General features: G+C 72.3%; 25 protein-coding genes. 7 read left to right on the plus strand and 18 right to left on the minus strand.

Annotated elements, in window-relative coordinates:
- The first annotated feature begins 33 nt into the window (after positions 1 to 33).
- Complete coding sequence (locus ACRAS8_RS11350; protein WP_438485821.1) at positions 34 to 1,317, plus strand: ABC transporter ATP-binding protein; 1,284 nt, start codon at positions 34 to 36, stop codon at positions 1,315 to 1,317.
- A complete protein-coding gene (locus ACRAS8_RS11355) occupies positions 1,314 to 2,675 on the plus strand; it encodes an ABC transporter permease (RefSeq protein WP_438485822.1) in 1,362 nt (453 codons plus the stop codon). The genes ACRAS8_RS11350 and ACRAS8_RS11355 overlap by 4 nt, the downstream gene beginning before the upstream one ends.
- A 5-nt stretch (positions 2,676 to 2,680) precedes the next feature.
- Here ACRAS8_RS11355 and ACRAS8_RS11360 read toward each other — a convergent pair whose 3' ends face one another.
- Entirely contained in the window at positions 2,681 to 3,013 is a 333-nt protein-coding gene (locus tag ACRAS8_RS11360; protein WP_438485823.1) for an ATP/GTP-binding protein, read from the minus strand.
- Between the two features lie 190 nt (positions 3,014 to 3,203).
- Here ACRAS8_RS11360 and ACRAS8_RS11365 point away from each other — a divergent pair, with 190 nt between their 5' ends.
- A complete protein-coding gene (locus tag ACRAS8_RS11365) occupies positions 3,204 to 4,253 on the plus strand; it encodes an LLM class flavin-dependent oxidoreductase (protein ID WP_438485824.1) in 1,050 nt (349 codons plus the stop codon).
- 110 nt (positions 4,254 to 4,363) lie between these two features.
- On the opposite strand, the gene ACRAS8_RS11370 is transcribed toward ACRAS8_RS11365, so the two are convergent.
- On the minus strand, positions 4,364 to 4,756 hold the full coding sequence (locus ACRAS8_RS11370; RefSeq protein WP_018536074.1) for an SCO5389 family protein: 393 nt from the start codon (positions 4,754 to 4,756) through the stop codon (positions 4,364 to 4,366).
- A gap of 252 nt (positions 4,757 to 5,008) precedes the next feature.
- On the opposite strand from ACRAS8_RS11370, the gene nucS reads away from it, so the two are divergent.
- Positions 5,009 to 5,671, plus strand: a complete 663-nt coding sequence (gene nucS / locus ACRAS8_RS11375) for an endonuclease NucS (RefSeq protein WP_026246910.1) — start codon at positions 5,009 to 5,011, stop codon at positions 5,669 to 5,671.
- A 125-nt stretch (positions 5,672 to 5,796) separates the two neighbouring features.
- Here the strand turns inward: nucS and ACRAS8_RS11380 are convergent, their stop codons facing one another.
- The 3 genes from ACRAS8_RS11380 to ACRAS8_RS11390 all read right to left on the minus strand — a co-directional run bounded on the left by ACRAS8_RS11380 (position 5,797) and on the right by ACRAS8_RS11390 (position 10,288).
- On the minus strand, positions 5,797 to 8,568 hold the full coding sequence (locus ACRAS8_RS11380) for an ATP-binding protein (protein ID WP_438485825.1): 2,772 nt from the start codon (positions 8,566 to 8,568) through the stop codon (positions 5,797 to 5,799).
- Positions 8,569 to 8,969: 401 nt separating this feature from the next.
- The gene (locus ACRAS8_RS11385) at positions 8,970 to 9,293 is read right to left on the minus strand and encodes an STAS domain-containing protein (RefSeq protein ID WP_438485826.1); all 324 of its coding nucleotides are present in this window, start codon (positions 9,291 to 9,293) and stop codon (positions 8,970 to 8,972) included.
- 146 nt (positions 9,294 to 9,439) lie between these two features.
- Positions 9,440 to 10,288 (minus strand): 3-hydroxyacyl-CoA dehydrogenase family protein, encoded by an 849-nt coding sequence (locus tag ACRAS8_RS11390; protein ID WP_438485827.1) that lies wholly within the window; start codon positions 10,286 to 10,288, stop codon positions 9,440 to 9,442.
- A gap of 293 nt (positions 10,289 to 10,581) precedes the next feature.
- On the opposite strand from ACRAS8_RS11390, the gene ACRAS8_RS11395 reads away from it, so the two are divergent.
- Positions 10,582 to 11,154: a cob(I)yrinic acid a,c-diamide adenosyltransferase gene (locus ACRAS8_RS11395; RefSeq protein ID WP_438485828.1), complete on the plus strand. Its 573-nt coding sequence runs from the start codon at positions 10,582 to 10,584 to the stop codon at positions 11,152 to 11,154.
- 15 nt (positions 11,155 to 11,169) lie between these two features.
- Here the strand turns inward: ACRAS8_RS11395 and ACRAS8_RS11400 are convergent, their stop codons facing one another.
- Positions 11,170 to 11,778 (minus strand): hypothetical protein, encoded by a 609-nt coding sequence (locus ACRAS8_RS11400; protein WP_438485829.1) that lies wholly within the window; start codon positions 11,776 to 11,778, stop codon positions 11,170 to 11,172.
- A 231-nt stretch (positions 11,779 to 12,009) separates the two neighbouring features.
- Here ACRAS8_RS11400 and ACRAS8_RS11405 point away from each other — a divergent pair, with 231 nt between their 5' ends.
- On the plus strand, positions 12,010 to 13,254 hold the full coding sequence (locus ACRAS8_RS11405) for a sensor histidine kinase (RefSeq protein WP_438485830.1): 1,245 nt from the start codon (positions 12,010 to 12,012) through the stop codon (positions 13,252 to 13,254).
- The gene (locus ACRAS8_RS11410) at positions 13,251 to 13,940 is read left to right on the plus strand and encodes a response regulator (RefSeq protein ID WP_438485831.1); all 690 of its coding nucleotides are present in this window, start codon (positions 13,251 to 13,253) and stop codon (positions 13,938 to 13,940) included. Before ACRAS8_RS11405 ends, ACRAS8_RS11410 begins: the two co-directional genes overlap by 4 nt.
- A gap of 150 nt (positions 13,941 to 14,090) precedes the next feature.
- Here ACRAS8_RS11410 and ACRAS8_RS11415 read toward each other — a convergent pair whose 3' ends face one another.
- The 12 genes from ACRAS8_RS11415 to glyA form a co-directional block, all read right to left on the minus strand.
- Positions 14,091 to 14,534: a DUF2550 domain-containing protein gene (locus ACRAS8_RS11415; RefSeq protein ID WP_438485832.1), complete on the minus strand. Its 444-nt coding sequence runs from the start codon at positions 14,532 to 14,534 to the stop codon at positions 14,091 to 14,093.
- A 142-nt stretch (positions 14,535 to 14,676) separates the two neighbouring features.
- On the minus strand, positions 14,677 to 15,060 hold the full coding sequence (locus tag ACRAS8_RS11420; protein ID WP_018536084.1) for a F0F1 ATP synthase subunit epsilon: 384 nt from the start codon (positions 15,058 to 15,060) through the stop codon (positions 14,677 to 14,679).
- A gap of 108 nt (positions 15,061 to 15,168) precedes the next feature.
- Positions 15,169 to 16,611 carry a F0F1 ATP synthase subunit beta gene (atpD, locus tag ACRAS8_RS11425; protein WP_221906685.1) on the minus strand — a complete coding sequence of 481 codons (1,443 nt, stop codon included), beginning with the start codon at positions 16,609 to 16,611 and terminating at the stop codon, positions 15,169 to 15,171.
- A 5-nt stretch (positions 16,612 to 16,616) separates the two neighbouring features.
- Positions 16,617 to 17,540, minus strand: coding sequence for a F0F1 ATP synthase subunit gamma (locus tag ACRAS8_RS11430; RefSeq protein WP_438485833.1), 924 nt, complete (start codon positions 17,538 to 17,540; stop codon positions 16,617 to 16,619).
- Positions 17,541 to 17,560: 20 nt separating this feature from the next.
- Entirely contained in the window at positions 17,561 to 19,150 is a 1,590-nt protein-coding gene (gene atpA / locus ACRAS8_RS11435) for a F0F1 ATP synthase subunit alpha (protein WP_438485834.1), read from the minus strand.
- Between the two features lie 209 nt (positions 19,151 to 19,359).
- Positions 19,360 to 20,175, minus strand: coding sequence for a F0F1 ATP synthase subunit delta (locus tag ACRAS8_RS11440; protein WP_438485835.1), 816 nt, complete (start codon positions 20,173 to 20,175; stop codon positions 19,360 to 19,362).
- On the minus strand, positions 20,172 to 20,735 hold the full coding sequence (locus ACRAS8_RS11445) for a F0F1 ATP synthase subunit B (protein ID WP_438485836.1): 564 nt from the start codon (positions 20,733 to 20,735) through the stop codon (positions 20,172 to 20,174). Before ACRAS8_RS11445 ends, ACRAS8_RS11440 begins: the two co-directional genes overlap by 4 nt.
- A gap of 43 nt (positions 20,736 to 20,778) precedes the next feature.
- Positions 20,779 to 21,048, minus strand: a complete 270-nt coding sequence (gene atpE, locus ACRAS8_RS11450) for an ATP synthase F0 subunit C (protein WP_221906680.1) — start codon at positions 21,046 to 21,048, stop codon at positions 20,779 to 20,781.
- 76 nt (positions 21,049 to 21,124) lie between these two features.
- Complete coding sequence (gene atpB / locus ACRAS8_RS11455) at positions 21,125 to 21,919, minus strand: F0F1 ATP synthase subunit A (RefSeq protein WP_438490422.1); 795 nt, start codon at positions 21,917 to 21,919, stop codon at positions 21,125 to 21,127.
- Between the two features lie 279 nt (positions 21,920 to 22,198).
- Positions 22,199 to 22,636, minus strand: coding sequence for a hypothetical protein (locus tag ACRAS8_RS11460; protein WP_438485837.1), 438 nt, complete (start codon positions 22,634 to 22,636; stop codon positions 22,199 to 22,201).
- Positions 22,637 to 22,922: 286 nt separating this feature from the next.
- A complete protein-coding gene (locus ACRAS8_RS11465; protein WP_438485838.1) occupies positions 22,923 to 24,272 on the minus strand; it encodes an MraY family glycosyltransferase in 1,350 nt (449 codons plus the stop codon).
- A 118-nt stretch (positions 24,273 to 24,390) separates the two neighbouring features.
- Positions 24,391 to 25,779, minus strand: coding sequence for a serine hydroxymethyltransferase (glyA, locus tag ACRAS8_RS11470; RefSeq protein WP_438485839.1), 1,389 nt, complete (start codon positions 25,777 to 25,779; stop codon positions 24,391 to 24,393).
- Positions 25,780 to 25,930 lie beyond the last annotated feature (151 nt).

Raw genomic sequence — 25,930 nt, forward strand, 5'->3', positions numbered from 1 at the left:
CCTCTGCCCCGACCATCTCGCGAGGGGCGGAGAATGATCGAGGCAGTCGGCCTGACCAAGCGCTACGGGCCCAAGACGGCCGTGCACAACCTGTCGTTCCAGGTGCGTCCGGGCACCGTCACCGGCTTTCTGGGGCCCAACGGCTCCGGCAAGTCGACGACGATGCGGATGATCCTGGGCCTCGACGCCCCGACGTCGGGCCGGGCCACGATCGGCGGCCGCCCGTTCCGGCAGACCCCCAACGCGCCGCGCCAGGTGGGTGCGCTGCTGGACGCCAAGGCGGTGCACGGCGGGCGCAGTGCGCGGGCGCATCTGCTGTCGCTGGCGCAGCTGTCCGGGATCCCGGCCCGGCGGGTCGACGAGGTGCTGGGGGTGGTCGGTCTGCAGGAGGTGGCCAACCGCCGGTCGAAGGGGTTCTCGCTGGGCATGGGCCAGCGGCTGGGGATCGCCGCGGCGCTGCTCGGCGATCCGCAGGTGCTGCTCTTCGACGAGCCGGTCAACGGCCTGGACCCGGAGGGCATCCTGTGGGTGCGGAACCTCATGAAGCAGCTGGCGGCGGAGGGCCGTACGGTCTTCGTCTCCTCGCACCTGATGAGTGAGATGGCGCTGACCGCCGAGCACCTGATCGTGATCGGCCGCGGGCAGCTGCTCGCGGACATGCCGGTGAAGGACTTCATCTCGGCCAACTCAGCGGACTTCGCGCGGGTGCGGACGCCGGAGGGTGCGCCGGAGCAGCGCGAGAAGCTGCTGGCGGCCCTCGCCGAGGCGGGCGGCCGGGCGGAGCCGGAGGCGGACGGCGCGCTGCGGGTGACGGGGCTGCCGCTGCCGCGGATCAGCGAGCTGGCGCACACGGCCGACGTCCGGCTGTGGGAGCTGTCGCCGCACCAGGCGTCGCTGGAGGAGGCGTACATGCGGATGACGCAGGGAGCCGTCGACTACCGCTCGACGGCCGACCAGCGGACCGGATTCCAGGCGCCGCCGGCCGGTTACCCGGCGCCGGGCGCCGCTCCCCAGGGGCCCCAGGGGTATGTGCCGGGGCAGCCGGGCGGGCCGGGGCAGGTGCCGCCCGGGGTGTCCGCGCCGCCACCGCACCCGTACGCGCAGCCGGGCCCGTACGGGCAGCCCGCCGGGGCCGCCCCGGTGCCGGGCGCCCCCGTGCCGCCGCAGCAGGGTCACCCGTACGGGGCACCCGCTCCGTACGGCGCACCGCACCCGTACGGGCAGCAGCCGCCCGCCCAGCCGCCGGCGCCGCCCTCCCCCAGTGCCCCCAGCGCCCCCGCCGCCCAGCCCACGCCGCACACCCAGGACGTCCGATGACCAGCCCTCAGCAGCCGCAGCCCCAGCCGGAGTCCCGGCCGCAGCCGGAGCCCGTGCAGCCCGTACAGGAGTCCGGTGGGCAGCCGATGCCGCCCACCGCGCCGCCCTCCGCTCCGGCGCCCGCCCCCGTCACGGAGCCCGCGCCCACCGCCGGGCCGATGCCGCCCGCGTCGCCGCAGCCGCCCGCCGCCGAACAGCCTTCGCCCGCCGGGGAGGCGGGGACGATGATGCTGCAGGCGCAGCCGCAGCCGCAGCCCGGGCCCGCCAGGGAGGCCGGCACGATGCTGCTCCAGGCGCAGCCGCCGGCCGGTGGTCACCCCGAGCCGCGGCCGCTGGCGGCACACGGGCCGGGCGGGCCGGGCAAGTCGGGCAACGAGGCCGGCAGGCCGGGCAACGCAGTCGGCAGGCCGGGCAACGAGGCCGGCACGATGATGCTGACCGTTCCCGCGCCGCCGCAGTCCCAGCCCCAGCAGGCGCAGCAGCCCCAGCAGCCGCCGCAGGCACCGGCCCCGCAGCAGCAGCCGCACCCGCAGCAGCCGCCCGCCGCGGCCAACTGGCAGACGGGCGGCGCCGGTTACGTCTCCCCCATACCCGTCCGCCCGACCCACCTGGGCCATGCGCTGGCCGCCGAGTGGACCAAGATCCGTTCGGTGCGCTCGACGGTGTGGACGCTGGGCGTGATGGTGGCTCTGATCGTCGGCATCGGCTTGCTGACCGCCACCGCCCTGTCGGGCCACAAGGTCGAACTCGGCACCGGCTACGGCTTCTTCAGCGTCATGCTGGGCACCCTGTGCATCGTCCCGCTCGGCGTGCTGGTGATCTCGTCCGAGTACGGGACGGGGATGATCCGGACCACCATGACCGCCTGCCCCAGCCGGGCCCGGGTGCTCGCCGCCAAGGCGATCGTCTTCTTCGCGCTCGCCTTCGTGATCACGACGCTGGCCACCACGCTCGTGTCGCTCGCCCTGTCCGGCATGCTGGACGGCCGGGAGCCGACGGTCGACGAGTGGCTGCGGTGCACGGTGGGCGCCGGGCTCTACGTCTCGATGCTCGGCCTGCTGGCGATGGCGGTGGGCTCGCTGCTGCGGCACTCCGCGGGCGCCATCAGCGCCATGTTCGGGGTGGTCCTGCTGCCGATGCTGCTCGCGGTGTTCATGCTCGGCTCGTCGAGTCTGCAGTGGCTCGCCAAGGGGCTGATCACGTACTCGGTGCCCAACTCGCTGGCGACGCTGTACGGCATGCCGTTCCTCGGCACCGGTGAAGGCCCGCAGGGCTGGGGGCCGCTGGGGATCCTGACGGGCGTCGCCGCGGTCGCGCTGGGCGCCGCCTTCGTCGTCCAGGAGCGGCGCGACGTGTAACGGCCTCAGTACCGGGGGGCATTACGGGACCGCTGGAGCCGTGCGCTCCGGCGGTTCCGTGCGTTCCAGCAGGCTTTGTGCCAGTGCCGGCGGTCGTCGACGTCGCCGTGCCGGGGCCAGGTGACGACGTGCGGGACGCCGGGCGGGATCTCCTGGTCGCAGCCGGGGCAGCGGTAGTGCTTGGCCGCGCCGGTGGCGCCGACCTGCCGGACCACCCAGTCCTCGCCGCGCCACTCCTCGGTGGTCTCCAGTCCGTAGCGGCCGAGCCCCGGGTGGTCCGCGCGGGCTGCGTGGTCGGGGCGGTTCGCACCGCGTTGGCGGTTTCGGCGCGGGGACACGGCACACCTCGGCAGGTTGAGAGCTGGGGGAGGGCTGTCACCAGCGTACGCGGCACGGTCAGGGGTAAACGCCCGCCGTCACGTTTCTGCGATGATCTGGAAATTTCGCGTCAGGCCGTGCCCTGGGCACGTGTCGCCCGTTGTTGCCGGGTGAGGGGGGGTCGCGTCGGCTGCAAGGAGGCAGAGAGCGATGCGCGTAGGGGCTTTCATCCTGGCCGCCCAGTTCCCCGGTCAGGGGCAGGGGGAAGCACTGCACCGCGCGGTGCGTTCCGCGCAGGTCGCGGAGGAGTCCGGACTCCACGAAGTCTGGCTCGCGGAACACCACTTCGTCCCGTACGGGGTCTGCCCGCAGGCGGCGACGCTGGCCGCGCTGCTGCTGGGGCGGACGAGCCGGATCGGGGTCGGGACGGCGGTCAGTGTGCTGCCGACCCAGCATCCGGTGGCGCTCGGTGAGCAGGCGGCGCTGCTGCACCTGACGTCGGAGGGGCGCTTCACGCTCGGGGTGGGCCGGGGCGGCCCCTGGGTGGATCTGGAGGTCTTCGGCTCCGGTCTGGCGGCGTACGACCACGGTTTCCCGGAGTCGCTCGATCTGCTGCTGCGGTGGCTGCGCGAGCCGCGGGTGGGGGCGCGCGGCGAGCGCTATGCGTTCCGGGAGGTGGCGGTGGTGCCGCGGTCGAGCGAGGCGCTGACCGACCCGGACGACCCGGACGGGCTGCTGGCCGGCCCGCCGGTGGTGGTGGCGTGCACCTCCCCGTCCTCGGTCAGGCTGGCGGCGGCCCGCGGGCTGCCGATGCTGCTGGGGATGCACTGCGGCGACGAGGAGAAGGCGGAGATGGTCGCGCTGTGGCGGTCGGCGGCGCTGGCGGCCGGCCGGGATCCGGCCGAGGTGGCCGCGGCGGAGCATGTCTCGGCGGGCGTGGTGCAGATCGCGGACGGCCGGGCGGCCGCGGTGGAGACGCTGACGAAGGCGATGCCGGGCTGGCTGCGGCAGGGTCTGGGGGCGCATGTGACGGTCGACGGCCGCTATCGGGCGATGCGCGATCCGCTGGCGTACACGGAGTTGCTGTGCGCGCTGCATCCGGTCGGCTCGCCGGAGCTGTGCGCGGACCGGCTGGCGGCGACGGCGGAGCGTACGGGCATCAGGCGGTTCGCGCTGCTGGTGGAGGGCTCGGGCGATCTGGCGGCCACGGAGGAGAACGTCCGGCGGCTGGGCGCCGAGGTGCTGCCGCAGCTGGTGTGACCCCGCCGGGGCGGGAGCGGGGCGTGGGGCACGCCTCGTCGGTGGTGCTGCCGCCGGTGCACGGCCCCGGAGGGTGCTCCGGCCGGCCCGCTCAGCGGCAGCAACTCCGATCAGCAGTCGCGGAGTTCGGGCGACTGGTTGAGCAACTGGCCGCGGATGGACGTGAAGCGGGCCAGCCGGTCGTCGGCGGCCGGGTCGAGCGGGAAGACCGCGACCCGGTGGCAGTTCTGGAAGGCGAGGCGCACACCGAAGTGACGCTCCAACGAGCCGCGGATGGCGTTGCTCGCGAGTGCGCGGAGCAGCTGGCCGCGCGCCTGCTCGTCCGGCGGCGGCGTCTGGTTGTCGGCGAACTCGCCGCCGTCCGCCTTCAGCCGGTCCACCAGAGAGCTGATCATCCCCCACGCGTAGGGCAGGGAAGTCCGGACGCAGTCGACGAACACGGCTTCGTCGACCTCGCCTCGCTCGGCCTGTTCGAGGAGGGCCGGTGAGACGTCGAGCGACATGAGGTTCTCCTCTCGCGGCCCCGCCGGGACAGGAGGGGCCTCATGGATGGGACAAGGGGAATTCGCGACACAGCGTGTTCGCCTCACGACCCCCCGCGTCAACGGTATGCCGCGCAAGGGGCCCGCACCAGGAGATTGCACATACAACCGGCCATGCCCGGGCGCCGGGGGTGCGGGGGTTTCCGCCGTAAAGAGACCCCGGTGCGGGGGCGAATCGCGTCGGCGGCCCCGATTCGAGTAGCGTGGCGCACCATGCGTCTCGTCATCGCCCGTTGCTCCGTGGACTACGCGGGCCGGCTCACCGCCCATCTGCCCTCCGCGCCCCGCCTCATCCTGGTGAAGGCGGACGGCTCCGTGTCCATCCACGCGGACGACCGGGCCTACAAACCCCTCAACTGGATGTCCCCGCCCTGCTCCCTCAAGGAGGGCGACGGCAACGTCTGGACGGTGGAGAACAAGGGCGGCGAGAAGCTCATCATCACCCTGGAGGAGGTCATGCACGACTCCTCGCACGAGCTGGGTGTGGACCCCGGACTCATCAAGGACGGGGTGGAGGCCCACCTCCAGGAGCTGCTCGCCGACCGGATCGAGACACTGGGCGAGGGCTACTCGCTTATTCGGCGTGAATACCCCACTGCCATTGGCCCGGTGGATATCTTGTGCCGGGACGCCGACGGCCAGACCGTCGCCGTGGAGATCAAGCGGCGCGGTGAGATCGACGGCGTGGAGCAGCTCACCCGTTACCTCGAACTCCTCAACCGCGACCCGCATCTGGCCCCGGTGAAGGGCGTCTTCGCAGCTCAGGAGATCAAGCCGCAGGCCCGCGTGCTGGCCACCGACCGCGGCATCGGCTGTGTGGTGCTGGACTACGACGCGCTGCGCGGTATCGAGGACGACAAGCTGCGGCTGTTCTGACCGCCGCGCCGGCCGCACCGCGACGGCCCGGTACGGACGTCGTCCGCCTCTTCGGCGGGCGGTCCGTACCGGGCCGTCGCGCGTTGCGTCGTGTGCCGGGTGGGGCGCAGGGGGTGCCGGTGGCGTCAGCCGGCCGGGGTGCCCTGGCCTGATGCCGACGGGTCCGATGCCGACTGGCCCCCGGACGGGGCGCCGGTGTCGCCGGCGCTGCCGTTGCTGGTGGACGGTGCCACCGCGGAGTTGCTGCCGGACGGGCTGCCGCCCGAGCTGCCGCCGGAGGTCGTCGGCGGCTGGCTGGTCGGGGTGCCCGTGGGCTTGTCGGTCGGGGTGGGGTCGGTCGGGGTGACGGTGGGCCCGGTCGGCGTGGGGTGGGTGGGGGTGCCGGTGGGCTGGTGCGTGGGGTGGGTCGGGCGGCCGGTGGGCGAGGTGGGTCCGCCGGTGGGGCCGCCGGAGGTGGCGGTCGGGCCGCCGGTCGGGGTGCCGGGGCCGCTGGGGGCGCCGGTGGTGCCGGGGGCGGACGGCGAGGTGGTGGCCCGGTGGCCGGGCGTGCCGGGGGTGCCGGGCCGGGTGGTGCCGGACCCGGTGGGCGGCAGGCCGGCGCCGGTGCCGGGCTCCTGGGCCGGCTCCTGCCCGTCGCCGCCGGCGGCCGGGGACTGGTCGGTGGTGATCTTGTCGTCGTGCGGGCCGGGGTTGTCGGAGGTCATGCCGAGGGTGACGACGGTGCCGAGCACGCCGGCCAGCACCACTCCGGCGGCGACCGCGATGAGGTTACGGCGGCCGGTGCGGCGGATGACGCGCCCGAGTCCCCCGCCGGCGCCGGCCGCGGCGGCCTTGCCCGCCGTACCGGACTTCGCACCGTGAGCGGCGTGCGCGCCGTGCGCGGCCTTCCCGGCCTCGCCGGCCTTGGCGAGCGGGAGCGCCGCGGTGGTCTCGCGCGGCGCCGCCGGTCCGCTCCGGTCGAACGGGGTGGCCTGGCCGGCCGCGGCCGGGGTGCGGACGGTGGCCGTGCCGGCCGTCTTCTCGGGGCGGGCGACGGCGTGGAGCTTGGCGGTCGAGACGGCGTCCGGCGACGGCTCGCCGGCCGGTCCGGCGGCCGGGTCGCGGGGCTCCGGCGCGTCCGTTGCGTCCGCCTGGGCGGCCCCGGCGTCACCGGACGCGGGGGCGACGGCCGCCAGCAGCGTCGTCGGCGCGTTCGCCGCGGCGGCCCGGGACCGGTCGATGACCAGGGCGAGGGCCCGCCGCCCGGCGATGGCGCCGTCGCGGTCGGAGAGCACCCCGCGCAGCCCGATGGACGCCTCCAGCTCGGCGCGCGCCCGGTCGACGTTGCCGCTGCACAGCGCGAGCACGCCCAGCTCGTGGTGGAAGTACGCCTCCTCGGCGACCTCGCCGGCCAGCCGGGCGGCCTCCTGGCCGTGCCGCAGGCTGCGCTCCCAGGCGCTCCAGTGCAGCGCCGCGGCGAACGCGGGCGCGGCGGTGCGGGCCAGCAGCACCGCGGCGGCCGGGTGGCCGCTCTCCCGGCTGCCGGTCAGCACGCCCATGGCGGCCAGCACCGCGTCGGACTCGGCCGCGGCCCGCTCGGGGGTGACCGAGGGGTGCCCGGCCCACCAGGCGTAGTGCTGGGCCGCGGTGTGCGCCCGGGCGGCGGCGTCCTCGGCGTAGCCGACGGCGGTGAGCTGTTCCTGGACGGTGGCGGCGAGGCGGTAGTGCCCGCCGGCCGGACTGATCAGGCCGCAGCCGAGCAGTTCGCCGAGGGCGGCGTCGGCGTGGGTGTCCTGGGTGAGGGCCGGCAGATGGGCCTGGTGCGGCAGTTCACCGTTGAGGGCGACCGCGAAGCGGAGGGTCTCCTGGGCCGCGGCGCCGAGTCGTTCGGCGAGCAGCGGGGCGGGCGCGGCGGCCTCGCCGACGGCCGGCAGCGGGATCTCGGGGCGCTGCTCCGGGTCGGCCGTGCCGTCCTCGGGGAAGAGGCCGTAGCCGTCGTCGAGGGCGCCCGGTTCGATCCGGGCCTTGTCGCGCTGCCGCAGCAGCGCGGCTCCCTGGACGAACCGCAGCGGCAGCCCCTCGGACTCGAACCACAGGTCGGCGGCCCAGGCTGTCTCCTCCTTGGTGAGCGGGCGGTCCAGGGCGCGCTCCAGCAGCCGCCGGCCGGCGTCCTTGCCGATCCCGCCGACGAAGACCTCCTCGACGTGCGCGCCGGCGCTGGGCGCGGGCACGTCGGGGGTGGCGGCGAGGAGGAAGGCACACTCGGGGGTGGCGTCCAGCAGCTCGTCGAGCGCGGCGCCGCCGAACTCCAGGTCGTCCAGGACGACGACCGCGCCGATGCCGCCCAGCAGGCGCAGCAGCTCGGCCCGCTCCGGGCGGTGCTGCGGGGCCCGGTGGACCGCGGCGAAGAGGGCGTACAGGACGTCGGTGACGCTGCGGTGGTAGCCGGAGAGCCGCACCACACCGTCCGGGGCGAGGTCGGCGACCCGGCCCGCGACCGCGTCCAGCAGCCGGGTGCGGCCGGAGCCGGCGGGGCCGGTGACGCGTACCGAGCGGCCGCGGGTGAGCAGCCGTTCCAGCCGGGCGATGTCCTCGTCCCGCTCTTCGAGGGGGATCTCGTGGCCGGCGAACGAGACCGGTCCGGACGGCACCGGCGGCTGGGCGGCGCGGGCCGCGGCGGCGCGTTCCTCGGCGTCCAGCTTCTCGGGCGGGGCGGGGCGCTCGCCGGGCGGGCAGGGCTGTATCTCACAGCCGTCGACGGGGTTGACGGTGACGAGGTAGTTGCCCGAGACGAGCCGGACGACGCGGGCGAGGCCGCCGGATCCGGCCTGCCGGCCGGCGGACTCGGGGGCCGGCGAACCGGCCGTGCCGGCCTGCTCGCCGTGCTCCTCGGGGCCCGGGTGGGTGTTCGGGTCCATGCTGCAAGCTCTCCAGAATGTGCGTGCCGTCGGTGCTTCCGGCCGTCCGCACTCCCCCGGCTCCGGCGGATCTCCTCAGCCGTCGCGTCTGGTCCGGTGCCCCGCCGCGGATGATGACACACGGCAGACAACCGAACCATAGACCGATCCGCGACGTGGGGCACGGCCGGGGTGGCACCTTGACGAGAACGGCAGCAGATCGGCGGGAATGTACGTCTTGCGGCTTTTCTCCGGATGCATCCGAGACGGCCCCCCGATACATCCGAGTCGATCCCCCGAGCCGATCCAGCCGGTCCGAGTCGCCCGGTTCGACCGCGGCGGGGGCGCCCGCGGAGCGGGAGCGGGGCGCCGCCCGTGCCCGCCGCCCCGCTCCTCACACCCGGGGAGTCACACCCCGGGAGTCACACCCGGGGAACCGACTCCGCCTCGATACCGCCCTCGATGGCGAGGATGCGGTGCAGCCGGGTGGCGACCAGCAGCCGCTGCATCTGCGGCGGCACCCCGCGCAGCACCAGCCGGCGGTTGTTGCGGCCGGCCCGGCGGTGCACGCCCATGATCACGCCGAGGCCGGTGGCGTCCCACGAATCCAGTTCGGTCAGGTCCAGCACCAGATCACCCCGGCCGGAGTCCACGGCGGCGTGCAGGGCCGTGCGGGCGTCCGCCGCGCTGCGGACGTCGAGGCGGCCCCCGACGACCAGCTCGGCGTGGTCGCCCCTGATGTGCATATGCGCTCCCCGATGTCATGGGTTGTGGTGCATTGTCGTCTACCGAACTGACTGCCTCTCATACGGCGAAGTTGCCGTCTGTAAGCGAACCGATACCGAAATCACCCCGGCGGGTGACCCCGTCGGAGTACAGCCCTGACGCGGTATCAGTGGGCGTAGAAGCCCTGCCCGCTCTTGCGGCCGATGTCGCCGGCGTCCACCATGCGGCGCATGATCTCCGGCGGGGCGAACTTCTCGTCCTGGGACTCGGTGTAGATGTTCTCGGTGGCGTGCAGCAGGATGTCGACGCCCGTCAGGTCGGCGGTGGCCAGCGGCCCCATCGCATGACCGAAGCCCAGCTTGCAGGCGATGTCGATGTCCTCGGCGCTGGCCACGCCGGACTCGTAGAGCTTGGCGGCCTCGACGACCAGCGCCGAGATCAGCCGGGTGGTGACGAAGCCGGCCACGTCGCGGTTGACCACCACACAGGTCTTGCCGACGGACTCGGCGAACTCCCGGGCGGCGGCGAGGGTTTCGTCGCTGGTCTTGTAGCCGCGCACCAGCTCGCAGAGCTGCATCATCGGCACCGGCGAGAAGAAGTGCGTGCCGACCACCCGCTCGGGCCGGGAGGTGGCCGCGGCGATCTTGGTGATCGGGATCGCGGAGGTGTTGGAGGCCAGCACCGCGTCGTCCTTGGCGAGCTTGTCCAGCGCCCGGAAGATCTCCCGCTTGACCTCGATCTTCTCGAAGACCGCCTCGACGACGACGTCCGCGTCGGCGACCGCGTCCAGGTCGGTGGTGGTGGTGATGCGGGCCAGCGCCTGCTCGGCGGCGGCCGCCTCCAGCTTGCCCTTGGCGACGAACTTCTCGAAGGAGGACGCGATACCGCCCTTGCCGCGGGCCAGCGCCTCGTCCGTCACATCACGGAGGACGACGTCCCAGCCGGCCTGGGCCGAGACCTGCGCGATCCCGGAACCCATCAGTCCGGCGCCGATGACGGCAAGCTTCTTTGCCACTGCTTGTCCCCTCACACCCTGTGCATTTGACGGTCCTGAGTGACGTTAGCGGTCACCGGCGATCGATTGGCGGGGAAGAGATACGCGTCACGTCTCGGATGACGGACATCACACCCAAGGGGTCGCGGGAGCGCCCGGAAGGCCGTCAGCCGGCCGCCCGGGGCGCGTAGTTGAGGGGACTTCCGCCGGGCGCCGGCACCGCCCCGTCCCACCGGGCGAACGCCGCGGCGGAGCCTCTCCCCGGAGAGCCCACGGCCGGCCCATCCGCCGGGCCGCGGCGTAGTCTCCCTCGTATGGTGAATCTGACCCGCATCTACACCCGTACCGGAGACAAGGGCACCACCGCGCTCGGCGACATGAGCCGGACCGCCAAGACCGACGCCCGCATCGCGGCGTACGCGGACGCCAACGAGGCCAACGCGGCGATCGGCGTGGCGCTGGCCCTCGGTGCGCTGCCGGAGGAGATCGCCGCGGTGCTGCTGCGGGTGCAGAACGACCTCTTCGACGTCGGCGCCGACCTCTCGACGCCCGTCGCGGAGAACCCCAAGTACCCGCCGCTGCGCGTCGAGCAGTCCTACGTCGACAAGCTGGAGGCGGACTGCGACCGCTTCCTGGAAGGGCTGGAGAAGCTGCGCAGCTTCATCCTTCCCGGCGGCACTCCCGGCGCCGCCCTGCTCCACCAGGCGTGCACCGTCGTCCGCCGGGCCGAGCGCTCCACCTGGGCGGCCCTGGAGAAGCACGGAGAGACCATGAACCCGCTCACCGCCACCTACCTCAACCGCCTCTCCGACCTCCTGTTCATCCTGGCGCGGACGGCCAACAAGGAGACCGGGGACGTGCTGTGGGTGCCGGGCGGCGAGCGCTGAGCGGCGCCGCAGCGCTCAGCGCAGGGTCTTCTGCCGGGGCGGGGCCGGCGCCCTGTCCGGCGCGCTCCGGCCCCCGGCGTCCCCTAGGGCGTCGGCGTCCTCGGGCGCCTTCTTCGGCCAGACCAGGTACGACAGCACGATCAGGCCGTGGATCACCACGGCGCGCAGGCCCACCGCCTGCCAGCTCCGCAGCGAGGAGACGTCGCCGTCGCCGACGTACCAGATCGCGCCCTGCAGCAGCGCCGCCGCGACCGCGGCCATCAGCACCGTGCGCAGCCACAGTTTCAGCTCGTGCCCGAGGTGGTCCCGTCCGTAGCGCCTGACCGGGCGCGGGCCGCCGGCGAAGCGGTGCGCGACGCGGACGTCCACCCACTTGAGGGTGTAGTGGCCGTAGGCGACGGTGTAGCCGATGTAGAGCGCGGCCAGGCCGTGCTTCCAGTCCGCGGCGGCGCCGTTCTTCAGGTCGATCGCGGTGACGACCAGCAGCGCCAGCTCCAGCAGCGGCTCCAGTAGCAGCACCGCCGCCCCCGTCTTCGGCATCCGCGCCGGATAGCGCAGCGCCAGACCGAGGGCGAGCAGTACCCAGAAGCCGACCTCACAGGCGATGATCAGCGTGACGACCACGGCGGTCCCTCCTCTCCGGCAGCTCCCCCGTACCGGGCGGCTCCGGGAGGTCCGGGGCCGTCCGAGCGGCCGGTCCCCTCCAGCCTCCCAGCCGCCGGTGCCCGGTCCGTCGTCTGCGGCGACGATTCCGGCTGCGACTTTCGATGTAGCCGGCCGGGTCTCGGGGCGCCCGGTGCGGTCCGTCTCCCCGCCGTGGCGACGGCCGGCGCCGGCGCCGTGTTTGATGGAGGGGTGAACGCCCCCTCCCCCGTCGCGCCTGCCCCCGTCGCGGGTGCCCGGCCGCACCGGCATGACGTGCTCGCCGCGGGCGGCGGACTGGCCGGCGGGCTGGTGCTGTGGGCGCTCGGCCTGTACGGCGGACCGCCGCTCCTCGGCCTGCCCCCGGCGCTGACCCTGCTCGCGCTCACCGTGATGGCCGCCGCCGAACTGCTGCGCCGGGCCGCCCCGTTGGCCGCACTGGCCCTGGCGCTGCCCGCGCTGGCGCTGGACTCCTGCGCCGGCACACTGGCCGCCACCGTCCTGATGTTCACCGACGTGGTCTATGCCGCGGTGCTCTACGGTCCGCCGGCCGCCGCCCGCCGGATCCCGGTGGCCTCGGTGCTGCTGACGGTGCTCGCCACCGCCGTGACCGCGGTGTTCTGGCACAGCCCGCAGGTGGTCCTGATCGGCATCGTCATCGCGCTGGTCACCGTGGCCCCGGCCTGGACCGGCCTGGTCGTCCGGGATCACCGGGACAGCGCGCAGGCCGCCCGGCTGCGGGCCGAACAGACCGCGCTGCTGGCCGAGATGGACCGCGCCCAGGCGGTGGCCGGCGAACGCGCCCGGATGGCACGGGAACTGCACGACCTGGTCGCCAACCACCTGTCCGCGATCGCCATCCACGCCACCGCCGCACAGACCCTTGACGAGCCCGCCGCGACCCGTGCCGCGCTCGGCGTGATCCGCGAGAACAGCGTCCAGGGCCTGGCCGAAATGCGCCGGCTCATCGGCCTGTTGCGGGACGCGAACACCACTACCGGGGAGGAACCGGCAGCCACCCCCACCCTCGACGGGCTGGCGGCCCTGGTCGCCCAGGCCCGCGCCAACGGCGCCGCCAGCGGCCTGGAGTTCGTCCTGGACGACGCCCGGCGGCCGGCCGGCAGGGATGCCGAAAAGCCGCCCGCGCCGGTCGAGTTGGCCGCGTACCGCATCGTCCAGGAGTCGCTGACCAACGCGCTCAAGCACGCCGCGCCCGGCGAGGTCCGGGTGCGGATCGCCCACGGCGCCGGCGGGGCGCTGGCCGTCACCGTCCGCAGCCCGTACGCCGACCGGCCGGGGCCCCGCGCGCCCGGTTCCGGGGCCGGGCTGGTCGGCATGCGGGAGCGGATCGCCCTGCTGGGCGGGGAGTTCGACGCCGGCCCGGAAGGCGGGCCGGACGGAAGCGTCTGGCTGGTGCGGGCAGCACTGCCCGCCGGCGGGGAGGGAGAGCAACGATGACCGGCGCCGCCGCGCGGCCCATCCGGGTCCTGGTCGCCGAGGACCAGTCCGCCGTACGGGCCGGGCTGGTCCTCATCCTGGGGTCCGCGCCCGACATCGAGGTGGCCGGGGAGGCCGTGGACGGCGAGGAGGCGGTCCGCCTGGCCGGCGCGCTGCGCCCCGACCTCGTCCTCATGGACATCCAGATGCCCCGGCTGGACGGGGTCTCGGCCACCCGCCGGATCACCGAGGAGGGACTCGCCGACGTCCTGGTGCTGACCACCTTCGACCTGGACGCGTACGTCTTCGGCGCGCTGCGCGCGGGTGCCGCGGGCTTTCTGCTCAAGGACAGCGACGCGGCGACGCTGCTCGGCGCGGTGCGCACGGTGGCGGGCGGCGAGGGGCTCATCGCGCCGGCGGTGACCCGGCGGCTGATCGCCGAGTTCGCCCGGGCGCGGCCGGCGGCCCGGTCGTCGCGGGACCGGACGGCCCCGGACCCGGCGGTCCTGGACCCACTGACCCCGCGCGAGCGGGAGGTGCTGGGATGCCTGGGCGAGGGCCTGTCGAACGCCGATATCGCGCTGCGTCTGGCGATGGCGGAAGCCACCGTGAAGACCCACGTCAGCCGGCTGCTGAACAAGCTGACACTCCGCAGCCGCCTCCAAGCGGCCGTCCTGGCCCAGGAGTTGGGGGTGGAGGCACCTTAGGGGGGCGGCGGGGGCGGTGGGGGCGGTCGGGGGTGCCGTAGGGGCCACCCGAACGGATCCCGTAGGGGACACGAGGCCCCCCTGCGGGGCCACAACGAACAGCGGCCGGGAGCTATTCCGGACAGACAGCGGCCGGGCGCTGTCCCCGCCTCACGCCACATTCACCCGCTGCCCCGGAGGCGCTGCCTCCAGCCACGCCAGGAAGCCCGTCAGGGCGTCCTCGCTCATCGCCAGTTCGACGCGGGTGCCCCCGTGGGCGCAGGCCAGCACGATGGAGTCGGAGAGCAGCGCGAGCTCCTCCTCGCCCTGCGGGGTGCGGCGCGCCAGCACCTCGATGGCGGAGCGCTCCAGCAGGCGACGGGGCCGGGGCGCGTACGAGAACACCCGGAACCACTCGATCCGGTCACCGTTGTACCGCGCCACGCCGTAGATCCAGCCCTTGCCGCTGGGCTCGTCCTCCGGCACGTTCCAGCGCAGGCTGCAGTCGAAGGTGCCGCCGGGCCGCTGGATGAGCCGTCGCCTCAGTCCGAAGACGAACAGCCCCAGCAGGACCAGCAGCACGACCGCGCCGCTCACAAGCAGAGCGAGGACCATCTCGACCGACCTCCTCGCCTCGGTGGGGGTGGCCCCGGACGGGATCCGGGGCGGGGAAACGCACCTGCATTGCCTCAGCCGCGGACCGCTCCGGAACTCCGGGCAGCCCGCGGCTGAGGATCGATCTCGTCGGTGACGGAGCTCAGTGAGCGCCCGCCACCGCGCGCAGCCGGACGTCGGCGCGGCGCTCGGCGGCTGCGTCAGCATCCGACTTCGCCCGCTCCAGGGCCCGCTCCGCACGCTGGACATCGATCTCGTCCGACAGCTCGGCGATCTCCGCGAGCAGAGACAGCTTGTTGTCGGCGAACGAGATGAAGCCGCCGTGCACCGCGGCGACGACGGTGCCGTCACCGCTCTCACCGGTCGTACGAATCGTCACCGGGCCCGACTGCAGCACGCCGAGCAGCGGCTGGTGTCCGGGCATGACGCCGATGTCGCCCGACGAGGTGCGCGCGACGACCAGGCTGGCCTCGCCGGACCAGACCTGCCGGTCCGCGGCGACCAACTCGACGTGCAGCTCAGCCACGATGGCTCCTCGGGTCTCCACCTGCCTGGTGTGGCAGATGTTGGGTCAAATACTAGTGGTCGTACGGGCCGGGGACGGCCAGGGCCGCCCCCGGTCCGGGAGCACGGGTCAGGAGACGCCAAGCTCCTTGGCGTTCTTCTTGAGGTCCTCAAGACCACCGCACATGAAGAACGCCTGCTCCGGGAAGTGGTCGAACTCGCCGTCGGCGATCGCGTTGAAGGCCGCGATCGACTCGTCCAGCGGCACGTCCGAACCGTCGACACCGGTGAACTGCTTCGCCACGTGGGTGTTCTGGGAGAGGAAGCGCTCGATCCGGCGGGCGCGGTAGACCGTGAGCCGGTCCTCCTCGCTGAGCTCGTCCATACCCAGGATGGAGATGATGTCCTGGAGGTCCTTGTACTTCTGCAGGATCGACTTCACGCGCGAGGCGCAGTTGTAGTGGTCCTGCGAGATGTAGCGGGGGTCCAGGATCCGGGACGTCGAGTCCAGCGGGTCGACCGCCGGGTAGATGCCCTTCTCCGAGATCGGACGGGAGAGGACCGTCGTCGCGTCGAGGTGCGCGAAGGTCGTCGCCGGGGCCGGGTCGGTCAGGTCGTCCGCGGGGACGTAGATCGCCTGCATCGAGGTGATCGAGTGACCGCGGGTCGAGGTGATGCGCTCCTGGAGGAGACCCATCTCGTCGGCCAGGTTCGGCTGGTAGCCCACCGCGGAGGGCATACGGCCGAGCAGGGTCGAGACCTCGGAACCGGCCTGGGTGAAGCGGAAGATGTTGTCGATGAAGAACAGCACGTCCTGCTTCTGGACGTCGCGGAAGTACTCGGCCATGGTGAGGCCGGCCAGCGCGACCCGCAGACGGGTGCCCGGGGGCTCGTCCATCTGGCCGAAGACCAGCGCGGTCTTGTCGATGACGCCGGAGTCGGTCATCTCCTCGATGAGGTCGTTGCCCTCACGGGTGCGCTCGCCGACGCCGGCGAACACGGAGACACCGTCGTGGTTGTTGGCGACACGGTAGATCATCTCCTGGATGAGCACCGTCTTGCCGACACCGGCACCGCCGAACAGGCCGATCTTGCCGCCCTTGACGTACGGGGTCAGCAGGTCGATGACCTTGATGCCGGTCTCGAACATCTCGGTCTTCGACTCGAGCTGGTCGAAGGACGGGGCCTTGCGGTGGATCGCCCAGCGCTCGGTGACCTCGGAAGCCGCCTCCGGCTTGTTGAGGATCTCACCGAGGGTGTTGAACACCTTGCCCTTGGTGATGTCGCCGACCGGCACCGTGATGCCGTTGCCGGTGTTGGTCACCGTGGCCTGGCGGACCAGGCCGTCGGTGGGCTGCATGGAGATCGCCCGGACCAGGCCCTCGCCGAGGTGCTGTGCGACCTCCAGCGTCAGGGTCTTGGTGGCGCCGGCCTCGGCCGGGTCGGCGACCTCGACGGTCAGCGCGTTGTAGATGTCCGGCATCGCGTCGACGGGGAACTCCACGTCGACGACCGGGCCGATGACCCGGGCGACGCGGCCCGTGGCAGCGGCCGTCTCAACAGTGGTGGTCATAGTTGTCAGTCACTCCCCGCGGTCGCGTCGGCCAGTGCGGCACTGCCGCCGACGATCTCGCTGATTTCCTGGGTGATTTCGGCCTGGCGGGCCGCGTTGGCAAGCCGCGAGAGCGACTTGATGAGGTCTTCCGCGTTGTCGGTCGCCGACTTCATCGCACGCCGGGTGGCGGCGTGCTTGGAGGCGGCGGCCTGCAGCAGCGCGTTGTAGATCCGCGACTCCACGTACCGCGGCAGCAGGGCGTCCAGGACGTCCTCGGCCGACGGTTCGAAGTCGTAGAGCGGGAGGATCTCGCCCTTGGACTTCTCTTCGGACTCTTCCGCGGCGGCCTTGTCGAGAGACAGCGGCAGCAGACGGTCGTCCAGCGCGTTCTGCGTCATCATCGAGACGAACTCGGTGTAGACGATGTGGAGTTCGTCCACCCCGCCCTCGGCGGTGTCCTTCTGGACCGCCTCGATCAGCGGGGCGGCGACCCTCTTGGCGTCGCCGTAGTTCGGGCTGTCGGTGAAGCCCGTCCACGACTCCACGACCTTCCGCTCGCGGAAGCCGTAGTACGACACACCCTTGCGGCCGACGATGTAGGTGTCGACCTCCTTGCCCTCGGCCTTGAGGCGCTCGGTGAGCGCCTCCGCGGCCTTGATGACGTTGGAGGAGTAGGCACCGGCCAGACCGCGGTCGCTCGTGATGAGCAGCAGCGCGGCCCGCGACGGCTGCTCCGTCTCGGTGGTCAGCGGGTGCTGGGTGTTCGAGCCCGTGGCAACCGCGGTCACCGCGCGGGTCAGTTCACTGGCGTACGGCGTCGATGCCGCCACCTGGCGCTGCGCCTTGACGACGCGCGAGGCGGCGATCATCTCCATCGCCCTGGTGATCTTCTTGGTCGCGGAGACGGAGCGGATGCGACGCTTGTAGACCCGGAGCGAGGCTCCCATGGATCAGGTCCCTTCCGTCGTCACTTGCCGGTGGCGGGGGTGTCCTCGCCGAGCAGCTTGCCGTCCGAGGTCTCGAACTGCCGCTTGAAGGCGTCGACGGCGTCCGAGATGGCACCGATGGTGTCATCGGACATCTTGGCGCCCTCGCGGATGCTGGTCAGCAGGTCCTTCTTCTCCCGGCGGAGGTGGTCGAGGAGCTCGCGCTCGAAGCGGCGGATGTCCGCGACGGGCACGTCGTCCATCTTGCCGTTGGTGCCGGCCCAGATGGAGACGACCTGGTCCTCGGTGGCCATCGGCGCGTACTGGTCCTGCTTGAGCAGCTCGGTCATGCGCTGACCGCGGCCCAGCTGGGCCTTGGAGGCCGCGTCCAGGTCGGAACCGAAGGCGGCGAACGCCTCCAGCTCGCGGTACTGGGCGAGGTCCACACGGAGGCGGCCGGAGACCTGGCGCATGGCCTTGTGCTGGGCCGAGCCACCGACGCGGGAGACCGAGATACCGACGTTCAGTGCCGGACGCTGGTTGGCGTTGAACAGGTCCGACTCCAGGAAGCACTGGCCGTCGGTGATGGAGATGACGTTGGTCGGGATGAACGCCGAGACGTCGTTGGCCTTGGTCTCGACGATCGGCAGGCCGGTCATCGAGCCGGCGCCCATGTCGTCGGAGAGCTTGGCGCAGCGCTCCAGCAGACGCGAGTGCAGGTAGAAGACGTCGCCCGGGTACGCCTCGCGGCCCGGCGGGCGGCGCAGCAGCAGGGAGACGGCGCGGTAGGCGTCGGCCTGCTTCGAGAGGTCGTCGAAGATGATCAGGACGTGCTTGCCCTGGTACATCCAGTGCTGGCCGATGGCCGAGCCGGTGTAGGGCGCGAGGTACTTGAAGCCCGCCGGGTCGGACGCCGGGGCGGCGACGATGGTGGTGTACTCCAGGGCGCCGGCCTCCTCCAGCGCGCCGCGCACGGACGCGATGGTGGAGCCCTTCTGGCCGACGGCGACGTAGATGCAGCGGACCTGCTTCTTCGGGTCGCCGGAGCGCCAGTTGTCGCGCTGGTTGATGATCGTGTCGACGGCCAGGGCGGTCTTGCCGGTCTGGCGGTCGCCGATGATCAGCTGACGCTGGCCGCGGCCGATCGGCACCATGGAGTCGACGGCCTTGTAGCCGGTCTCCATGGGCTCGTGGACCGACTTGCGGACCATGACGCCGGGGGCCTGCAGTTCAAGGGCGCGGCGGCCTTCGGTCTCGATCTCGCCGAGGCCGTCGATCGGGTTGCCCAGCGGGTCGACGACGCGGCCCAGGTAGCCGTCGCCCACGGCGACCGAGAGCACCTCGCCGGTGCGCTGCACCGGCTGGCCCTGCTCGATGCCGCTGAACTCGCCGAGGATGACCGCACCGATCTCGCGCTCTTCGAGGTTCAGCGCGAGGCCGAGGGTGCCGTCCTCGAACTTCAGCAGTTCGTTCGCCATGGTCGAGGGCAGACCCTCGACCTTCGCGATGCCGTCGCCGGCCTCGCTGACCGTCCCGACCTCTTCGCGCGAGGCCGCGTCCGGCTTGTACGCCTGGACGAAGTTCTCCAGTGCGTCCCGGATCTCCTCCGGCCGGATCGTGAGCTCCGCCATCTGGGTTCCCTGCTCTCCTTGTTGGGCCCGAAGTTACGTGCGGTGTCCGGGGGCTCGTCCCCCACGGGCTTTCCGCTTACGGCCCAACTCGGGCCGCCGTCGTGCTTGTGCTGTTCTCCGGGGCGTCGTCCGGACCACGGCCGGACCTGTCGGTCCGGCGGGTCCGGTGTCCGGCCGCCGGGTGTGCAGCTCTTGAGTTGGTGGCTGGGTCAGCCGGCCATCCGACGGGCTGCCTCGTCGAGGCGGTCCGCGATGGTCCCGTTGATGACCTCGTCGCCGATCCGGATCTGGACGCCGCCGAGGACCGCGGGGTCCACGTCGAGGTTCAGGTGGATCTGCCGTCCGTACAGCTGCGCCAGTGCCGCGCCGAGGCGCTGCCGCTGTCCGTCGCCGAGCGGCACCGCGGAGGTGACCACCGCGACCATCCGGTCCCGGCGGGCCGCCGCCAGCTTGGAGAGGGCGTCGAGCCCTGCCTCCAGGCTACGGCCCCGCGGCTGTGCGACAAGACGGATCACCAGTCGCTCGGTGACCGGGTTGGCCCGGCCGCCCAGCAGCGTGTGCAGCAGTTCCGTCTTGGCGGAGACCGTCGCGCTCCGGTCGGTGAGGGCGCGGCGGAGCTCGGCGCTGGACGCGATGATCCGGCCGAACCGGAACAGCTCGTCCTCGACGTCGTCCAGCCGTCCGTCCCGCTGGGCCGCGACGAGGTCGGCGCTGTAGGCCAGCTCCTCGATCGCGTCCGGCAGGTCACGCGAGCGCGACCAGCGGGCCCGGACCATTCCGGTCACCAGGTCGAGCGTGGCCTCGCCGACCTGGCCGCCGAGCAGTCGCCGGGCCAGCTCGGCCCGCGCCTCGGCGGGCTGCGCCGGGTCGGTGAGGACCCGACGCAACGACACCTCGCGGTCGAGCAGAGCGGTGACGGCAGCCAGCTCCTCGGCGAGGTTCGCGGCGTCGACGGAGGTGTTGTCCGTCAGCGCGTTGAACTGCTCGCGTGCGGAGGCGAGTGCCTCGCGGCTCGCTCCATTCATCGGCCGGCCTCAGCCTTCGTCACGTCCGACGCCGCCTTGGCCTCGAGGTCGTCGAGGAAGCGGTCGATGGTCCGGCTCTGCCGGGCGTGGTCCTCCAGGGACTCGCCGACGAGCTTGCCGGCCAGTTCGGTGGCGAGCTTGCCCACGTCCTGGCGCAGCGACTGGGCGGCCGCCTTGCGGTCCGCCTCGATCTGGGCGTGGCCGGCGGCGATGATCTCCTCACGCTGCCGCTGGCCCTCGGCGCGCATCTCGGCGATGAGCGTCGCGCCCTGCTCCTGCGCCTCCTGGCGCAGACGCGCGGCCTCGTGGCGGGCGTCGGCGAGCTGGGCCCGGTAGTCCGCGAGAACCTGCTGCGCCTCGGCCTGCGTCGCCTCGGCATCCTCGATACGGCCTTCGATCTGCGCCCGGCGCTCGTCCAGAACCTTGTTGATGTTCGGGAGGAGCTTCTTGGCGAGGAAGCCGAAGACGATGAAGAAAGCGATCAGGCCGATGACCAGCTCCGGAATCGGCGGGACGAGGGGGTTCTCGGGAACCTCCGCCGCCAAGTTCAGGGCGTTCACATCAGTGCCTTCCGTCTGAATGGATAGTCGATGCGGCTTCGGCTTACTTGTAGACGAAGCCCATGACGATGCCGATCAGGGCGAGCGCCTCACAGAAGGCGAAACCCATCATCTGGTTGGTGCGGATCAGGCCGGCGGCCTCGGGCTGGCGGGCCAGGGCCTGGGTGCCGTTACCGAAGATGATGCCGACGCCGACGCCGGGGCCGATGGCGGCGAGGCCGTAACCGATCGACGCGACGTTGCCGACCACCGTGGTCTTGGCGGAGTCGCCGGCGGCGGCGAGGTGGTTGACCATCTCGAGAGCAGCGGACATGCCGTTACTTCCTTCTCGTTTCACGTACCGGTGGGGGTTGGCCACCGGACAGCTGTTGGGGTGGGAGGCGGGGTGCTCAGTGGTGCTCGGCGAGCGCGCCCTGGACGTAGTTGCAGGCCAGAAGGACGAAGATGTACGCCTGGATGGCCTGGATGAACAGCTCGAAGGCCGTCATCAGGAGGGTCATGACGAACGAGGCGCCGGCGTAGGCGAAGCCGATGCCGTTCATCAGGTACCAGCTCGCGACGGTGAACATCACGATCAGCAGGTGGCCCGCGAACATGTTCGCGAAGAGTCGTACCGCGTGGGTGAACGGCCGGATGATCAGGTTCGAGAGGAGCTCGATGGCCATCAGCAGCGGCAGGACCCAGCCGAGCGACTTGTCATAGCCGGTGAAGTTCTTGAAGGCGCCGACGAAGCCGTGCTTCTTGAAGGTGAGGAAGACCCACAGGATGTAGACGATCGCGGCCAGTCCGGCGGGGAAGGCGATGATCGAGGTCACCGGGAAGGAGGCGACCGGGATGATCGACCAGAGGTTCATGATCCACACGAAGAAGAACAGCGAGACCATGAAGGGGACGTACTTGTCGCCCTCTTTCTTCCCCAGCGCGTCGTAGACGAGCCCGCGGCGGACGAAGTCGTAGCCCGCCTCGCCGATCATCTGGAGCTTTCCGGGCACGACCTTCGCCCGGCCGAATGCAGCCCAGAAGAACCACACCACAACGACCGTGCTGAGCAGGGCCAGCAGCATCGGCTTGTTGAACTCGAAGCTGCCGATCTTGAAGAGCGGCTCGAAGACGAAGTTATGGAGCCCGGGAGCATCGAAGCCGCACCCGGAAAAGATGTGGCAGTCGGTCTCGAAGGCGAGCATCGTTTCAGCACTCACCGCGAGCTCCTTCAGCGTGGCGCATGGGTACGGCAACCTCGTTGTGTCGGCGCGGCGTTGAGCCACGGAGCGGCACTGGACTGGTGTTACGGATTAGGGGGCGGCTGGTCGGCGCTGGGCCGGACCGGATCACAGGCATCGGCCGCGAGAACTTCCCGTTCCTGGTCGTGGACTCCGGGAGCTCAGCCGCCTGCGCCATCAGCGCCGCAGTTGGCACCGGACGATAGCAGGCCCGCATGAGGCCGTTTATCTCGGCCCTACGTGTCACGTCGGCGACCCCGCCGTCTTGGCCGTCTCGGCCTTCGCGGAGTCGGGATCCACGTACAGGATCTTCGCCTTCATATGGCCGCGCGTCTGGGCGGCGATCCATACGAGGGTGGCTGCGAGCAGAGTGAACGCAAATGCCTTGGTGTCGAAGAGAGTTGTGTCCTTGAAGGCGATGAGGAACACCAACACGAACAGGATCTGCACCGTGTACAGCAGCAGGCCCATCATCTGGAACAGCTGCGGAAGTTTCTTGGCGGTCTGCTGCAGGACGAACAGGCCGGCCCCCATCACCAGCACCACCAGCACGGTGCCGACGGCGCCGCCGATCGCTCCTGTGGCGCCGGCGACCAGACCGCTCACGGCGACGGCGACGGCGCCGGCGGCAAGGGTGGGCACGGCGGCGTGAAGAAGGAGTCGGGCGTCATTCGACTGCATGGTGGCGCTCCGGCATTGGGTGGGGGTGTTCGTCAGGGACGAGCGTAGACCCGGCCTGAGGGAGAACCTGTGGCCGAGGGACCGTCGCACTACGGCCCTTCGGCGTTGCCGCCGGGTTTCGTGAACGGTATCACAAACTATTTGATGAGGTCTTTACCTGGTTCGTGTGGATCCTGTCACACGTGAGAGTGATGGCGCCCATAGGTGCACTGACGGACCGTCGTTTGTCTGGTATGGGGTCAACCGTCCCGATTCCCGACGCACATTCGGGCGACCCCGAGCCCCCTCAGTGATGACTCCCCGCCTTCCGGCGGTCCACGAAACGTGACCGGTCGCCGATCGCCGTGGCGCCGTGGATCCCCGCCGGAACGGCCAGCCGGCGCTCCTCCCCCGCCGCCTCGCCGGCCGCACCGTCCGCGGCCTCCGCCGCCGGCGCGGCCGTGCCGGCCACCGCCCGGACGACCCTGCGGTAGCGCGGCGGCACCAGCCGCTCGGCCCACAGCGGGGCCCGCGGGGTGAAGCGCGGCAGCAGGAGCAGCACCAGGCCGACGGCGCTGAGCAGCACGATTCCGAGGACGATCCACATGCTGGCGTCGTTCGCCGAGTACGCCACGGCGCCGAACGCGATCAGCGCCGACCAGAAGTACATGATCAGCACCGCACGGCTGTGGGAGTGGCCGATCTCCAGCAGGCGGTGGTGCAGGTGCCCGCGGTCCGCGGCGAACGGCGACTGGCCCTTCCAGGTCCGCCGCACAATGGCCAGAATCAGGTCCGCGACCGGCACCGCGATGATCGTCAGCGGCAGCAGCAGCGGGATGTAGACCGGCACCATCGCGTGGGTGGCCTCGCGCAGACCGCCCGCCTTCTGGTTGAGCAGGTCGGGGTCGACCTGGCCGGTCAGCGAGACCGCGCCGGCCGCCATCACCAGGCCGATCAGCATCGAGCCGGAGTCGCCCATGAAGATCCGCGCGGGGTGCATGTTGTGCGGCAGGAAGCCCAGGCACATGCCCATCAGGACGACCGAGAACAGCGTCGCCGGCGCCGCCGCCTCGATGCCGTACCCGAACCAGAGCCGGTACGTGTACATGAAGAACGCGGCGGCGGCGATGCAGACCATGCCGGACGCCAGGCCGTCCAGGCCGTCGACGAAGTTCACCGCGTTGATCGTGATGACGACCAGCGCGACGGTCAGCAGCGTGCCCTGCATCGGGGTCAGCGCGACGGTGCCGATGCCGGGGACCGGGAGGTAGAGGATCGTCAGGCCCTGGAGGACCATCACGCCCGCGGCGATCATCTGGCCGCCCAGCTTGACCAGCGCGTCCACGCCCCACTTGTCGTCGAGCACGCCGAGGATCCAGATCAGCGCGGCGCCGGAGAGGAGCGCCCGGGGCTCGTTGGTCTCGAAGACGCTCTTGAGGTTGGTCAGGTGCGCGGCCACCAGCAGCCCCGCGCACAGCCCGCCGAACATCGCGATCCCGCCCAGCCGGGGGGTCGGCTCGCGGTGCACGTCACGGGCGCGGATCTCCGGCACGGCACCGGCGGCGATCGCGAACTTCCGCACCGGGCCGGTCAGCAGGTAGGTCACCGCGGCAGTGACGCACAGCGTCAGCAGGTATTCACGCACGGGCTGCCCCATCGAGATAGCTGGCCATCACAGCCCCACACCTTATGCGCGTCCGCCCCCGGGCCGTGAACACAGGGGAGTACCAGAGAGGACGCCGGGGCCCCGCCGGCGGTTCCGCGGAACGGGCGGATCAGGACCGATCGGGATAGGGCGGGAACCGGCCGACCAGTCCCGCGACGGCCGCCCGCGCCGCGCCGTCCTCCCGCAGCGCCGCCCCGATCAGCTCGGCGATCCGGTGCATCTCGGCCTCCCCCATCCCCTGGGTGGTCACCGCGGCGGTGCCCAGCCGGATCCCGGTCGGACACGGCCCGGACCGCGCGGACGGCCCGCCGCCCGGCAGCGCGCAGGTGTCCAGCACGATCCCGGCGGCCGCCAGCCGGCCGCGGGCGGTGCGCGCGTCCACGCCGAGCCCCGCGGTGTCCGCGGTGATCAGGTGGGTGTCGGTGCCGCCCGTGGTGACCGCCAGGCCCTCCGCGGCCAGCCCGTCGGCCAGCGCCCGGGCGTTGGCGATCACCTGGTGCGCATAGCCCCGGAACGCGGGCGTGGCGGCCTCCGCGAAGGCCACGGCCTTGGCGGCGACCGCGTTCATCTGGGCACCCCCCTGGGTGAACGGGAACACCGCGCGGTCGATGCGGTCGGCCAGCCGGGCCCGGCACAGGATCATCCCGCCGCGCGGCCCGCGCAGCACCTTGTGGGTGGTGGCGCACACCACGTCGGCGTACGGGACCGGGCTGGGCGCCGCGCGGCCGGCGATCAGCCCCATCGGGTGGGCCACGTCGGCGATCAGGTAGGCGCCGGTCTCGTCGGCGATGTCGCGGAACGCGGCGTAGTCGATGTGCCGCGGATAGGAGATCGAGCCGCAGACCAGGGCCTTGGGGCGGCGCTCGCGGGCCAGCGCGCGGATCGCGTCGTGGTCGAGCAGCCCGCTCTCGCCGTCGACGCCGTAGCCGGCGAAGTCGAACCAACGGCCGGAGAAGTTGGCCGGCGAGCCGTGGGTGAGGTGCCCGCCGTGCGGCAGGGACATCGCCAGGACGGTGTCACCGGGGCGCAGCAGGGCGGCGTAGGCGGCCAGCACGGCCGAAGACCCGGAGTGGGACTGGACGTTGGCGTGTTCGGCGCCGAACAGGGCCTTGGCGCGCTCCACCGCGATCCGTTCGGCGAGGTCCACGATCTCGCAGCCGCCGTGGTGCCGGGCGCCCGGATAGCCCTCGGCGTACTTGTTGCTCAGCGGGGAGCCGAGGGCGGCCAGCACCGCGGGCGAGACGAAGTTCTCGGCGGCGATCAGCTGGAGTCCCTCGCTCTGCCGGGCGCTCTCCGCCAACAGGACGCCGGCGATCTCCGGGTCCTGCTCCAGCAGCGTGGCGAAGTCCGGTGAGCCGGGTGGGCGGGTGAGTGCGTCGCGGGCGGCGGTCCGCGCCTGCCGCTCGGCGGTCTCGGCCGCCCCGGCGGTCCGGGGCGCGGCGGCCGGGGCGCGGCCGGCGGCGGAGGTACGGCGGGATGACGCGGTGGTGGCGGGCATCGCTGGCTCCGGGCCTCGTACGGGGACCAGGGCACGTCGCACGTGCCCCCAGGGCCCGGCCGGACCTCGTTCTCCCGGGCGGGCCCCAATCCCAATGTAGGCGCGGCAGGGGGTTCGGGCGCGGCGGGCGGGGCGTCGGGGTCCCGGGGCC

It is taken from the genome of Streptomyces sp. S186, from assembly GCF_051603415.1.
In the GTDB taxonomy this organism is placed as follows: Bacteria; Actinomycetota; Actinomycetes; order Streptomycetales; family Streptomycetaceae; genus Streptomyces.

Excerpts from the sequence above, each read along its gene's own strand:
- atpB (WP_438490422.1), bottom strand. The coding sequence starts at position 21,919 with ATGCTCGCCTTCGAGACCGACTGCCACATCTTTTCCGGGTGCGGCTTC.
- ACRAS8_RS11430 (WP_438485833.1), bottom strand. The coding sequence starts at position 17,540 with ATGGGAGCCTCGCTCCGGGTCTACAAGCGTCGCATCCGCTCCGTCTCC.
- ACRAS8_RS11465 (WP_438485838.1), bottom strand. The coding sequence starts at position 24,272 with ATGGGGCAGCCCGTGCGTGAATACCTGCTGACGCTGTGCGTCACTGCC.
- ACRAS8_RS11370 (WP_018536074.1), bottom strand. The coding sequence starts at position 4,756 with ATGTCGCTCGACGTCTCACCGGCCCTCCTCGAACAGGCCGAGCGAGGC.
- glyA (WP_438485839.1), bottom strand. The coding sequence starts at position 25,779 with ATGCCCGCCACCACCGCGTCATCCCGCCGTACCTCCGCCGCCGGCCGC.
- atpA (WP_438485834.1), bottom strand. The coding sequence starts at position 19,150 with ATGGCGGAGCTCACGATCCGGCCGGAGGAGATCCGGGACGCACTGGAG.
- ACRAS8_RS11385 (WP_438485826.1), bottom strand. The coding sequence starts at position 9,293 with ATGCACATCAGGGGCGACCACGCCGAGCTGGTCGTCGGGGGCCGCCTC.
- ACRAS8_RS11440 (WP_438485835.1), bottom strand. The coding sequence starts at position 20,175 with ATGAATGGAGCGAGCCGCGAGGCACTCGCCTCCGCACGCGAGCAGTTC.
- ACRAS8_RS11410 (WP_438485831.1), top strand. The coding sequence starts at position 13,251 with ATGACCGGCGCCGCCGCGCGGCCCATCCGGGTCCTGGTCGCCGAGGAC.
- ACRAS8_RS11355 (WP_438485822.1), top strand. The coding sequence starts at position 1,314 with ATGACCAGCCCTCAGCAGCCGCAGCCCCAGCCGGAGTCCCGGCCGCAG.
- ACRAS8_RS11415 (WP_438485832.1), bottom strand. The coding sequence starts at position 14,534 with ATGGTCCTCGCTCTGCTTGTGAGCGGCGCGGTCGTGCTGCTGGTCCTG.
- ACRAS8_RS11350 (WP_438485821.1), top strand. The coding sequence starts at position 34 with ATGATCGAGGCAGTCGGCCTGACCAAGCGCTACGGGCCCAAGACGGCC.
- nucS (WP_026246910.1), top strand. The coding sequence starts at position 5,009 with ATGCGTCTCGTCATCGCCCGTTGCTCCGTGGACTACGCGGGCCGGCTC.
- ACRAS8_RS11365 (WP_438485824.1), top strand. The coding sequence starts at position 3,204 with ATGCGCGTAGGGGCTTTCATCCTGGCCGCCCAGTTCCCCGGTCAGGGG.
- atpD (WP_221906685.1), bottom strand. The coding sequence starts at position 16,611 with ATGACCACCACTGTTGAGACGGCCGCTGCCACGGGCCGCGTCGCCCGG.
- ACRAS8_RS11380 (WP_438485825.1), bottom strand. The coding sequence starts at position 8,568 with ATGGACCCGAACACCCACCCGGGCCCCGAGGAGCACGGCGAGCAGGCC.
- ACRAS8_RS11460 (WP_438485837.1), bottom strand. The coding sequence starts at position 22,636 with ATGCAGTCGAATGACGCCCGACTCCTTCTTCACGCCGCCGTGCCCACC.
- atpE (WP_221906680.1), bottom strand. The coding sequence starts at position 21,048 with ATGTCCGCTGCTCTCGAGATGGTCAACCACCTCGCCGCCGCCGGCGAC.
- ACRAS8_RS11395 (WP_438485828.1), top strand. The coding sequence starts at position 10,582 with ATGGTGAATCTGACCCGCATCTACACCCGTACCGGAGACAAGGGCACC.